Source organism: Myroides indicus, from assembly GCF_004364575.1.
Lineage (GTDB): Bacteria > Bacteroidota > Bacteroidia > Flavobacteriales > Flavobacteriaceae > Flavobacterium > Flavobacterium indicum_A.
Genome location: NZ_SOAG01000003.1, coordinates 128,453 through 140,861 on the forward strand (window position 1 = coordinate 128,453; position 12,409 = coordinate 140,861).

General features: G+C 32.7%; 11 protein-coding genes and 3 tRNA genes. 5 read left to right on the forward strand and 9 right to left on the reverse strand.

Features of this window, described 5'->3' with window-relative positions; all coding sequences use genetic code 11:
- Positions 1 to 15: 15 nt before the first annotated feature.
- The 3 genes from C8P70_RS02135 to C8P70_RS02145 form a co-directional block, all read right to left on the reverse strand.
- Positions 16 to 92: transfer RNA gene (locus C8P70_RS02135), tRNA-Ala, on the reverse strand.
- A 127-nt stretch (positions 93 to 219) separates the two neighbouring features.
- Positions 220 to 876 carry a fructose-6-phosphate aldolase gene (gene fsa / locus C8P70_RS02140; RefSeq protein ID WP_133711707.1) on the reverse strand — a complete coding sequence of 219 codons (657 nt, stop codon included), beginning with the start codon at positions 874 to 876 and terminating at the stop codon, positions 220 to 222.
- A 72-nt stretch (positions 877 to 948) separates the two neighbouring features.
- Positions 949 to 1,758 carry an SDR family oxidoreductase gene (locus C8P70_RS02145; protein WP_133711708.1) on the reverse strand — a complete coding sequence of 270 codons (810 nt, stop codon included), beginning with the start codon at positions 1,756 to 1,758 and terminating at the stop codon, positions 949 to 951.
- A 112-nt stretch (positions 1,759 to 1,870) separates the two neighbouring features.
- Between C8P70_RS02145 and C8P70_RS02150 the strand changes: the two genes are divergently transcribed.
- Entirely contained in the window at positions 1,871 to 2,905 is a 1,035-nt protein-coding gene (locus C8P70_RS02150) for a M28 family metallopeptidase (RefSeq protein ID WP_394346285.1), read from the forward strand.
- Positions 2,906 to 3,369: 464 nt separating this feature from the next.
- Here the strand turns inward: C8P70_RS02150 and C8P70_RS02155 are convergent.
- The 5 genes from C8P70_RS02155 to C8P70_RS02175 all read right to left on the reverse strand — a co-directional run bounded on the left by C8P70_RS02155 (position 3,370) and on the right by C8P70_RS02175 (position 5,830).
- Positions 3,370 to 3,443, reverse strand: a tRNA-His gene (locus tag C8P70_RS02155).
- Between the two features lie 27 nt (positions 3,444 to 3,470).
- A tRNA-His gene (locus C8P70_RS02160) sits at positions 3,471 to 3,544 on the reverse strand.
- A 68-nt stretch (positions 3,545 to 3,612) separates the two neighbouring features.
- Positions 3,613 to 4,329 carry a bacillithiol biosynthesis deacetylase BshB1 gene (gene bshB1, locus C8P70_RS02165; protein WP_133711710.1) on the reverse strand — a complete coding sequence of 239 codons (717 nt, stop codon included), beginning with the start codon at positions 4,327 to 4,329 and terminating at the stop codon, positions 3,613 to 3,615.
- A 6-nt stretch (positions 4,330 to 4,335) separates the two neighbouring features.
- Complete coding sequence (locus C8P70_RS02170) at positions 4,336 to 5,397, reverse strand: chorismate-binding protein (RefSeq protein ID WP_133711711.1); 1,062 nt, start codon at positions 5,395 to 5,397, stop codon at positions 4,336 to 4,338.
- Between the two features lie 4 nt (positions 5,398 to 5,401).
- A complete protein-coding gene (locus tag C8P70_RS02175; RefSeq protein WP_133711712.1) occupies positions 5,402 to 5,830 on the reverse strand; it encodes a hotdog fold thioesterase in 429 nt (142 codons plus the stop codon).
- Between the two features lie 202 nt (positions 5,831 to 6,032).
- On the opposite strand from C8P70_RS02175, the gene C8P70_RS02180 reads away from it, so the two are divergent.
- From C8P70_RS02180 to C8P70_RS02190, 3 genes are read left to right on the forward strand one after another with little or no spacing between them, the layout of a single operon-like run.
- Positions 6,033 to 6,602, forward strand: a complete 570-nt coding sequence (locus C8P70_RS02180) for an L-threonylcarbamoyladenylate synthase (RefSeq protein ID WP_133711713.1) — start codon at positions 6,033 to 6,035, stop codon at positions 6,600 to 6,602.
- 16 nt (positions 6,603 to 6,618) lie between these two features.
- Positions 6,619 to 8,055, forward strand: coding sequence for a CCA tRNA nucleotidyltransferase (locus C8P70_RS02185; protein WP_133711714.1), 1,437 nt, complete (start codon positions 6,619 to 6,621; stop codon positions 8,053 to 8,055).
- 10 nt (positions 8,056 to 8,065) lie between these two features.
- Positions 8,066 to 9,103 carry a COX15/CtaA family protein gene (locus C8P70_RS02190; protein WP_133711715.1) on the forward strand — a complete coding sequence of 346 codons (1,038 nt, stop codon included), beginning with the start codon at positions 8,066 to 8,068 and terminating at the stop codon, positions 9,101 to 9,103.
- Positions 9,104 to 9,177: 74 nt separating this feature from the next.
- Here the strand turns inward: C8P70_RS02190 and C8P70_RS02195 are convergent, their stop codons facing one another.
- Positions 9,178 to 10,794, reverse strand: coding sequence for an ABC-F family ATP-binding cassette domain-containing protein (locus C8P70_RS02195; RefSeq protein WP_133711716.1), 1,617 nt, complete (start codon positions 10,792 to 10,794; stop codon positions 9,178 to 9,180).
- A 185-nt stretch (positions 10,795 to 10,979) separates the two neighbouring features.
- Between C8P70_RS02195 and C8P70_RS02200 the strand changes: the two genes are divergently transcribed.
- Positions 10,980 to 12,404, forward strand: a complete 1,425-nt coding sequence (locus C8P70_RS02200) for a thioredoxin-like domain-containing protein (RefSeq protein ID WP_133711717.1) — start codon at positions 10,980 to 10,982, stop codon at positions 12,402 to 12,404.
- Positions 12,405 to 12,409: the final 5 nt, after the last annotated feature.

The window sequence follows — 12,409 nt, forward strand, 5'->3', positions numbered from 1 at the left end:
TTTACATTACTTTTCTGGTGGAGAATAAGGGAGTCGAACCCTTGACCTTTTGGCTGCCAGCCAAACGCTCTAGCCAACTGAGCTAATCCCCCATTTATTATACAGTGCGAATATACTACTTCATATTAAATATACAAAACCAAAATAGCAGAATTTATTTATGATACAAAACAGAGAAAAGCCAAGATTTATTTTTCTCTGTTTTGTATAAATTCACATCTATTTATTGCCTTTAGCATAATCTGCTAAAAACTGTGCCAAACCATTGTCTGTCAAAGGATGTTTTAGTAATCCTAAAATAGCAGACAAAGGACCGGTCATTACATCGGCACCAATTTTAGCACAATTTACAATATGCATAGTATGACGTACAGATGCAGCTAAAATCTCTGTTTCAAATCCGTAATTATCGTAAATCTGACGGATTTCTTCTATTAAAATCAAGCCATCCGTAGAAATATCATCAAGCCTTCCGATAAAAGGAGAAACGTAAGTCGCTCCTGCTTTAGCCGCTAATAATGCTTGTCCCGCAGAAAAAACTAAAGTAACGTTTGTTTTAATTCCTTTTGAGGAAAAATATTTACAAGCTTTGATTCCTTCCTGAGTCATAGGAAGTTTCACTACAATCTGCGAATTCAAAGCAGCCAACTCCTCTCCTTCTTTAATCATTCCGTCGTAGTCAACCGAAATCACTTCTGCACTTACATCACCGTCAACAATATTGCAGATGGCTTTATAGTGATTCAAAATATTTTCAGCCCCTGTAATTCCTTCTTTTGCCATTAAAGACGGATTGGTCGTAACTCCATCCAAAACTCCAAGAGATTGAGCTTCTTTTATTTGCTCTAAATTAGCGGTATCAATAAAAAATTTCATAATTATATAACTTAAAATGAATTATGTTTCTGTTCAAAAATACGACTTATATATTTGACTAATTATACTTTTTTAGCTTTTTATTTTGTAATGATTCATCAAAAGTTTTTCGTAAACTTTTCCAGGGAGAATCTTTTTGAGAAATAGAGAAAACTTTTGCAGTGGCTCACCAACCACGTATCTTACTTTAGGTCTTTTTATTTGCATAATTTTATATATGGCTTTTGCCATATCTGCTGGATCTCCTCCTTTATCAACATGCTTGTTCATCATATCTAATGACATTTGATAAACTTCTTTATAAGCAGAATCTTTTAAAACAGGTGAATGATAACGTCCTGCAGCTATATTAGTTGCAAAGTCCCCCGGAGCTACATTGGTAACTTCAATATTAAAAGGTTTGAGTTCCATTCTCAATGCCTCAGTAATCATCTCTAAAGCGCTTTTAGAAGATGAATATACCCCTCTGAAAGGCAATCCCATATAACCGGCAATAGAAGTAACATTTATTACTAACCCTGAATTTTGCCGACGCATTACTGGCAAAACAGCCTTTATTACTTCTATCGGTCCAAAAACATTAGTCTTAAAATTATTCAGGATCTCCTCTGTTGCAATTTCTTCTATTGCGCCGGTAATTCCCACACCAGCATTATTAATCAGTACATCAATCTTGTTTTCTTTTGCTAAAATTTCCTCAATTGCATTTTGTATACTTTGTGTGTCCCTGACATCTAATTTTACCAAAGTAAATTGAGAAGCAGTTACTTTTTGTGGATTACGACTTGTTCCGTAAACTCTATATCCTTTTAAGGTCAAAAACTCTCCAATGCACTTTCCTATTCCGGATGATCCTCCGGTTATTAAAACAACTTTACTCATTAATCACTCCTTATTTTAACAAAGATAATACTCTGTATGTTTTTAAGTTCAAAAATATTTTTAATTATTTAATATATTTGTCCACATAGTTTTACAATTTACATTAAAAATGATTAAGAAACATCTTATAGTATCCGGTTTTTGGGGAGTATTTCTTTTGCTGACAAGCTGTAAAACCCAACAAGATTCATTGCTTCCACCTGATAATCAAACCCCAACAACTTATTGGAAAAACATTCATGAAGATTCACTGGCAAAAAATCTTAACATACTGGCTTCTGCAGAGTTTGAAGGAAGAAGAACAGGGGAATTAGGACAAAAAAGAGCAGCTAATTTTATCGCCGAATATTATAAGCGTTTGGGAATATCGCATCCGAGAGGAACAGCGGATTATTTTCAGGAAATACCCGCATCATTTATGCGCAATGCCTCAATGAAGTTAAAAGATAGTGAAAACGTTTGGGCATATATTGAAGGAACCGAAAAACCTGATGAGATACTCATAATTTCAGCACATTACGATCACTTGGGAATTTTGCTGGATCAGATTTATTTTGGAGCTGATGACAATGCATCGGGAACTGTGGCACTTATGGAAATTGCCCGTATTTTTAAACAGATATATAACCAAGGTATAAAGCCAAAACGCTCTGTTTTATTTTTACATGTTTCTGGAGAAGAATTTGGTTTGTTTGGATCAAAATATTATGTTGAAAATCCTATTTTCTCTCTCAAAAATACAATTGCCAATCTAAACATTGATATGATAGGACGACGAAGTAAAGAATATACTAAACCCGATGATTACATCTTTTTAGTCGGATCAAAAAAACTAAGTGATGATCTACATTATTTATCAGAAAAAGCAAATATAGAGTCAGTAAATTTAAGTTTGGATTACAAGTTTGATCATGAAAATGATCCGCAACAAATTTATTACCGCTCAGATCACTATAACTTTGCCAAAAATAATATTCCTGTAATTTTTTACTATAACGGAACACATGAAGATTATCATCTGCCAACCGACACCCCAGATAAAATAGACTTTCCACTAATGAAAAAACGCGTACAACTCATTTTTGAAACTGCATGGAAACTGGTGAATGAGACTGAAAGACCTAAATTGAACTCCAAAACTAATTAATACGACTAGTCCTAAAATAGGTTGACAGTTATTACACAAAATTTATATCCGAAGATATCTTATTTCTTCAGATTTTTTTATACTTTATTTTAGGAATTTTCATATTAAGGACTTGGATACGATCTAAAAGTTATTGTAGAGAAACACTTTTTATTTACGTTTAAAAGTTCTAGTTCTCGGGTAGAATGACGTTTTTCTCTAGCTCCATAAAAGTGTAAGCTTCCCTAATAATCTACAAGTTTTAGATATGCTTATTCATTGTTTTTGGAGTCTGAGTATGTTGGGTATAATACTTTTTTTTTCATTGAAGTTCCAAATTGTTCATCTGATGTAATTTCTTTGTGTCCGTTTGTTCCTTGACGAATTTGATGGTTTCATAATAAGTTGATTGGGTGCCAACTTATTTCAGGACGAGACAATACAAACCAATAAAAGACAGCCTAATACTGTCCTTTATTGGTTTGGGTGACTAATGGGTCTCGAACCCACGACCTTCGGAACCACAATCCGACGCTCTAACCAACTGAGCTATAGTCACCGTTTAATTTTTTTCATACAATATTTGGGTGACTAATGGGTCTCGAACCCACGACCTTCGGAACCACAATCCGACGCTCTAACCAACTGAGCTATAGTCACCGTGTTTTTGTTAACGGATGCAAATATAAGGATATTTCCTATCCTGTCAAGACTTTTTATATAAAAAATTAAATCAAATCTTCTAAGCTATTGACCGCCAAATATCTTTCTGCTGTAAAACCTTCTGCAAAATCTTTATTTATCAATCGTCCTAAATCCTTTGCCCGATAAGTTATACTATCTAAGAAGTTTTTAGATGTTATAGGAGTTGAAGGTTCTGTAGAATTTTTATCATAAAACTGTGTTCCATAAGCTAATACTGATTCCACTTTTTTCTCAATATATCCAGTAACATCAACCACAAAATCAGGCTCTATATTTCTCCATTGAATATAGTGATATACTACTTTTGGGCGCCATTCTGTTTGAAGCTGTCCATTACAAACTGTTTCTATTTTTCTCAACCCTGATAAAAAGCAAGCATCAGAAACCAGTTTACTTCCTTTTCCGTGATCTATGTGTCTATCATCAATTGCATTGCACAATACGATCTCAGGTCTGTATTTCCTAATCATTTTAATGATTTCCAGTTGATGCTTTTCATCGTTTACAAAAAAACCATCTCTAAAGCCAAGATTTTCTCTGATCTGTACTCCCAATATTGTGGCAGCGGCACTTGCTTCCTCTTCTCTTATTTCTGCAGATCCGCGCGTACCGAGTTCACCTCTTGTCAGATCAACTATTCCTACTTTTTTACCTAGATCAATTTCCTTTGCAATAGTTGCTCCGCATCCTAACTCCACATCATCTGGATGGGCTCCAAAAGCTAATATATCTAATTTCATATTCTATTAATTATTTAATATTTGTTTCATTGTTGAGGACTTATTAACAGTTTCAATAAACTCACTTTCCGGATTACTGTCCTTCGTAACACCGCAGCCTACATAAATATTAATGTTATTTTCTTCAATTTCCATACATCGCAGATTAACATACAAATCACTTTCATCATTTGTATTTTGCTCAACATTACAGTTTAACTCTCCTAAATATCCGGCATAATATTTTCTATCATAACCTTCTTTCTGTATCAAAAAATCAAGAGCTATTTCTTTGGGCATACCGCAAACAGCGGGTGTTGGATGCAAGGCTTTAATAATTGATTTAAAATTATAAGTTGAAAGCACAACCTCAATATCTGTGCAAATATGCATTACTTTTGCAGCCTTTTTAGTATAAGGTTGAGAGGTCCATATTTTATCAGCAAAAGGCTGCAAGGTTTGAACTATAAAGTCTGTAACAAACTGCTGCTCTTCTTTTTCTTTACTCCCCCATTCTACTATTGGCATATCGTGAGTTAATTGTGTCCCTGCTAATGCCATAGTATATAGTTTTTCACCTTTTATTTGAAGCAATCGCTCTGGTGTAGCTCCCATCCAAAGACCTATTTCTGGATGATAAAAAACAGAGCAAAAAGCCGTAGGATATGTTTTTATAAGTTTTTTAAAGATAGAAACTATATTGTTTATCGGTGCATTTAGTGTTTCTTTTCTGGAAGGTACTACCTTAGCAAACAATCCGGAATTAATAGCCGTAATACATTTTTTAACTAATTGTTCAAATTGCGCCTTAGCTTCTAAATCGTTATTATGAAGTGAAAGCTCTGATAACTCTTGTTCTTCTTGTAAGACTTTCTCAATAAGTACTGTCGATTCTTTTAAAGGAATATATATCTGTTTTCCTTCACAAAAAGGAGCTAAAACGAATCCTTGTTCTGTAAAATCTTCCAAAAGATATAATTTCGTCGAATTTTGAAAAATTCCGACAATTGTATCTGAATTTGATTTTCTATAAACAGCAAAAGGCTTTCTTACGTTATAAAAATGAACTAAGTGTTTAAATACCCTCATACAATTACCTATCTATCACTATATTGGTTATTTTACAAATAGATATAAGTACATCATTTTCGTCAACAATTTTTATTTCCCAAAGGTGTAAAGTTCTTCCTCTATGCAGAAGCTTGGCTTTTCCGATAACATATCCTGATCGTTTACTTCTAACGTGATTAGCAGAAATTTCTATTCCTCTTATTTCTTGTTTACTGGAATCTATCAGCATTAATGAAGCTCCGCTTCCTAAGCTTTCTGCCAATGCAACTGATGCCCCCCCATGCAATAATCCCATAGGCTGATGGACTCTGGAGTTTACGGGCATTTTAGCTACTAAATAATCTGCTCCCGCATCAATATATTCTATTTCCAAAGTTTCCATAAGTGTATCTTTAGTTACTTTAGCATACATTTCAAGTATTTTGTCTTTATCAAAGTTTCTCTTATTCATTTCCTCTACAATTTGAGCAAAGTTAGGCGTATATATTTTTTTAACGACTTAAAATTAAAGTAAAATTACCTATGCATTCTTAAAAATATTATAATTATTCCTAATTCTTTCCAAGTAGGAATTTTTACTCTTTGGATTCGATTACCATTCCTTATTTTTTTAGTAATTTTAAGCCCTGATTTAATTGAGTTAGTAGCAGAGAATGGAAGATATTCAAAAAGAAATCCGCAATGCATATGACGTTATAAAAAGCGGAGGAATTATATTATATCCCACCGATACCGTATGGGGTATTGGATGTGATGCTAACAATGCCGAAGCAGTACAAAAAGTATACCGCCTGAAAAAAAGAGTAGAAACTAAAAGCATGATTGTTCTCGTGAATGAGAGAGTATTGCATTATGTATTTAAAAACATTCCCGAAGTAGCATGGGATATCATCGAATACAGCAATAAACCAACTACTCTTATCTTAGACAACCCTAAAAATGTTGCTCCAGAAATAATAGCATCAGACAAATCCCTAGGAGTCAGAATAGTACAGGAACCGTTTTGTTATGGTTTGATTGAAAGAATGAAATCGGCTTTGGTTTCAACCTCCGCCAATATAAGCGGACAACCGGCTCCAAAAAATTTCTCTGAGATTTCTGCTGAAATTATAGATGGAGTAGATTATGTTGTTAATCTAAAACAAAACGATTTTAAATCAGCAAAACCCTCTACTATTATTAAATTAAAAGAAAATGGAGAAGTAGCTATTATTCGAAAATAATAGTACTTACAATGCTATGGACGACAGAACAAAAATATATAAAGAAGCCCTCACACATCCAATCTTTGAAATTGTATCACAGGCAGCAAAAAATTTAGCTATAGACAGTTACGTCATCGGCGGTTTTGTTAGAGACTTTATATTAAACAGAAATTCTAAAAAAGATATTGATATTTTAGCTGTAGGAAATGGAATTGATTTAGCTTTAGAAGTATCGAAATTGATTCCAAATCATCCGCAAGTTCAGGTTTTCAAAAACTACGGTACTGCAATGCTCAGATACGATGATATAGACATTGAATTTGTGGGCGCCCGAAGAGAATCTTACCATTTTGAAAGCAGAAAACCTGTTGTGGAAAATGGCACATTAGAAGATGACCAAAACAGAAGAGATTTTACTATAAATGCCTTAGCTCTGTCTTTAAAATCTAAAGACTTTGGTCGTTTAATAGATCCTTTTAATGGAATAAAAGATTTAAATAATAAAATTATCCGCACGCCTTTAGATCCGGATATAACATATTCTGACGACCCCCTTCGCATGATGAGGGCAATCCGATTTGCTACTCAACTAGACTTTAAAATAGATGAGAAATCTCTGAATTCAATATCTAAAAATCACAAGAGACTTGAAATTATATCCGGAGAGCGTATTGTTGAAGAGCTGAATAAAATTTTAATGACTCCCACTCCCTCCAAAGGTTTTTTATTATTATACCAAACTGGCTTATTAAATTTGATTTTACCAGAACTAACTGCTTTAAATCAAGTAGAGGAGATTGAAGGGCACAAACACAAAAACAACTTTTATCATACTTTAGAAGTAGTAGATAATATATGCAAAACTTCTGATGATCTGTGGTTGAGATGGTCTGCGCTGCTCCACGACATAGGAAAAGCTCCTACCAAACGATTTTCAAAAAAACAAGGCTGGACTTTTCACGGACATGAGTTTTTAGGAGGCAAAATGGTTAAAAAAATTTTTATACGCTTACATATGCCTTTAAATCACAAAATGAAATTTGTACAAAAAATGGTCACCATGAGCTCACGTCCTATCGTTTTATCGCAAAAGGAAGTTACCGATTCCGCAGTGAGAAGACTGATTTTCGATGCCGGAGAAAATGTCGAGGATTTAATGACCTTATGTGAAGCTGATATAACTACAAAAAACCCTTCAAAATTTAAAAAATACCATAACAATTTTAAATTAGTCCGCCAGAAAATTATTGAAGTAGAAGCACGCGATCATATAAGAAACTTTCAGCCTCCGATTTCGGGAGAAGAAATTATGCAGATTTTTGGTTTGCCTCCTTGCCGAGAAATAGGCTCTATAAAAGAATCTATAAAAGAGGCAATTTTAGAAGGAATCATCTCTAATGATTACAATGCAGCTTACCAATTTATGCTTAAAAAAGCACAGGAAATGGGACTTGAAATTATCAATAAATAAAATAGATGTAATGAAAAACTATTTTTTACTTTTGGCTAAACTGTCTTTAATATCAGTTTACCTTGTTATTTTTGCAGGTGCTGCCGTAAGAATGACAGGCTCTGGTATGGGATGTCCTGACTGGCCTAAATGCTTCGGCTATTACATTCCTCCTACTGAAATTGAAACTATACAATGGCAACCTAACTGGGAATATCAAAAAGGACAGATGATAATTCACGATAATAGTTTGTGGAAAGCGAAAGAAAATTTCACGACAACAGGTATATATAATGAACTGCATTGGGAGAAATACACTAGACATGACTACGCCGAATTTAATCCAAAACATACCTGGACTGAATATATAAACAGACTCTGTGGCGCTTTATCTGGATTAATTTGTTTTTTAATGGCAATTGCATCGATAGGCTATTGGAAAACCCAAAAAGGTCTTGTTTTATCTTCCTGGCTGGTTGTTTTCTTAATGGGTTTTCAGGCATGGCTTGGAGCAACTGTGGTCTATTCTGTTCTAAATCCTCTAAAGATAACTATCCACATGGTTATGGCTTTGGTTATTGTTGCCTTAATTATTGGTATTATTAAAGCCGCTAAAAATAAAACTGAAATTAAAAAATACAATGGAAAATTCAGGATTCTTATCATAGTTTCTTTATTTTTCAGCCTTTTTCAGATTATTTCCGGCACTCAAGTGAGAGAATTCATTGATGAACAGGTTAATGCTGGTATTAACAACGAATATTTATGGTTAAATAACCCTACTTTAGATTTTTATATTCATCGTAGCTTTTCATTTGTAATTTTATTCATTAATATTTATTTATTTTATTTAAATCGTCATTTAAGATTAGGCTTCAATAAAATGAAATGGGTTATGTTGCTTCTAATTTTAAATATCCTAACAGGCGTTTTAATGTATTACATACACTTTCCCTTTGGATCACAAGCTGCTCATTTAGTTTTAGCAACCATTTTGTTTGGAATCCAGTTTCAATTAACGCTAGAAGCGCGAAAATGTTATTATAGCGGTAAGAGTACGGAAGATTGATTTTAAATATCCTTTAATTTGTTAAATACTAAAAAAGAGAGCATCTAGAAACTCTCTTTTTTATAGGTAATAATCTAAAAATACATTTTATTCCTAAGCTCTTTAACTTTTGGGTCATCCAAATAATCATCAAAAGACATATATCTGTCAATTAATCCGTTTGGTGTTAATTCTAAAATCCGAGTACCGACCGTCTGAGCAAACTCATGATCATGTGTAGTTAACAGTATGGTCCCTTTAAAGTTTTTTAAAGAATTATTGAAAGCTGTAATTGATTCTAAGTCTAAGTGATTTGTAGGTTCATCTAACATTAACACATTAGCTCGCAACATCATCATGCGAGAAAGCATACAACGTACTTTTTCCCCCCCCGATAAAACTCTTCCTGTTTTAAGTGCTTCTTCTCCCGAAAACAACATTTTACCTAAAAAACCTCTAATATAAACTTCGTCTCTTTCTTCTTCCGTTTTTGCCCACTGGCGCAACCAATCTACCAAGGTTAAATCATTCTCAAAAAATTCATGATTTTCTACAGGAAGATAAGAACGAATTGTTGTTATACCCCACTCAACTTTACCAGAATCTGGTTGTTTATTTTGATTTAAAATTTCATAAAAAGCTGTTGTTGCTCGCGAATCTTTTGAAATCACTACTATTTTATCTCCTTTAGCCACGTTTAAATCTACATCTTTAAACAAGACTTCTCCGTCAATTGATGCTGATAATTTTTCTATATTCAAAATTTGATCTCCAGCTTCTCTTTCCTGTTCAAAAATAATAGCAGGATATCTTCTTGATGAAGGCTTAATATCATCCAGTTTCAATTTTTCCAACATTTTTTTACGAGAAGTAGCTTGTTTTGATTTAGCTACGTTAGCACTGAAGCGTCTAATAAACTCTTCTAATTCTGCTTTTTTCTCCTCCGCTTTTTTATTCTGTTGAGCTCTTTGTTTGGATGCTAATTGACTAGACTCATACCAAAAAGTATAATTGCCCGAATAGTGGTGTATTTTTCCAAAATCTATATCTGAAACATGGGTGCACACGGCATCTAAAAAATGACGGTCATGAGATACAACTAAAACAGTATTTTCATAGTTTGCCAAAAAGTTCTCCAGCCAACCTATTGTCTCAAAATCAAGGTCGTTAGTAGGCTCATCCATAATCAGTACATCTGGATTTCCAAATAAAGCTTGCGCCAACAATACACGAACCTTTAATTTAGCATCCATTTCAGCCATTAACGTATAATGAAACTCTTCCTGTATTCCTAAATTAGATAACAAGGTTGCCGCATCAGACTCAGCATTCCACCCTCCCATTTCATCAAACTGAATTTGCAATTCCCCTATTCGATCTGCATTTTCATCTGTATAATTAAGATAAAGATCGTCCATCTCTTTCTTTATAGCATACAAATTTTTGTTTCCCATCATCACTGTTTCTAAAACTGTGAATTCATCAAACATATTGTGATTCTGGTTCAACACAGACATCCTTTTTCCCGGTTCTAAAGATACGTGACCTGAAGTTGGATCAACCTCTCCAGACAATATCTTCAAAAAAGTAGATTTTCCGGCGCCATTTGCACCAATAATCCCGTAGCAGTTCCCTTGTGTAAAGGTTACATTAACTTCATCAAATAATATTCGTTTGCCAAATTGAACTGACAGATTTGAAACTGTTAACATCTCTGTATTTTTGAATTAAATTGACTGCAAAATTAGTGATTTTATATTACAAATATAGTATTTGTAATTCGGAACTGTTCCATTTTACTTTTAACCATCTATTAACAAGATATACTGTCAGTAAAACTTATTTTTGCTATAAACGTCAACCAACCCTAGAATAAATATGTATTACACATAACAAAATGTATATTCAAATATTATATAAATATCTTTTTTTTTTAAGTATTTCCACAATTATCTTACTGGCTTCTTGTCAAAAAAAATTTGAGCCAAATGATTTTAGTGCTTACTTCCAAGGGGAAATTCAAAACCCCACCACTAATTATGTGTTATTCTGTAAGGATAACGAAATATTGGACACTTTATTTCTCAATAGTGAAAATAAATTTTCTAAAAAGTTTGATTCTCTTCCCTCAGGTATGTACATATACAAAATAGAGCCCGAATTTCAATATATTTACTTTGACAAAAATGACAGTTTAACAGTAAGGTTAAATGCAAATGACTTTGATCATTCAATCATTTTTTCAGGGAGAGGCTCTGAAAAGAATAACTTTCTTATGAATTTAAACGTAAAAAATATAGTAGATGAAAGTAACAAATATGAAAATTTCGATCAACCACTTAATATATTTTTAAGAAAATTAGATTCTACTCAAGCGATAAGAACTACTTATTACCTAAAAAGTAAAGCTATAATTGGATGGGATGAAAATTTTGACTTATATGCAAAAACAAAATTAGACCTTCACTTTTACTCTCAAAAAGAAGTATATCCATTAGCACACTATATCCGTACAGGAGAAAATGTAAAAACCCAGCTACCGAGTGATTACTATAACTTTAGAAAAAGAATTGATTTCAACAATGAAAATTTAACCAAATACTCTTCTTTTACAAGGTATTTATCTATCATGCTTAATTCAATTGTAAATGAATCTGAAGTAGAATTTGACAGCCAATCTAAATTTGATAAAAACATTGAAAAACTAAATATTGTTGATACTTTAATACAAAACCAAAAAGTAAAAAATGCTATACTAAACAATATTGCCTTCATATATTTACTAGAAGACCAAAATATATACAATAATGATAAATTTCTAACACGCTATTTTGAATTATCTACAGATAATGATCAACATAATGAAATATTACAAATACAAAAAGCTGTTCAAAATTTAAAGGATAAAAAAAAGCTTCCAAATGTTCCTCTTGTTGATACCAACAATAGGCGTGTAATTATTACTCAAATAATAAAAAAACCTACTTTAATATTTTTTTGGACTAAAAATGGTTTAGCACATGCAGAAGGTGCACATCGAAGAGCTATTAATTTATTGCAATCTAATCCAGATATTCAAATCATTTCTATATGTATTGACGGAGAGCAGGAAGATTGGAAAAAATTTATCTCTAAATTTAAACAACCTGGTTTAATAATGCTTAGAAGTTCTGATTTTAATATTATGAAAGACAAATGGATAATTACTAAAATTCAGCGAAGTATGATTTTGGATTCTGGTGGAAAAATTATAAATCCTTTTATAAACATTTTTGATAAAAATATTCAACAAATAATCAATAACAAAACAACTCAAAATTAGTTTTA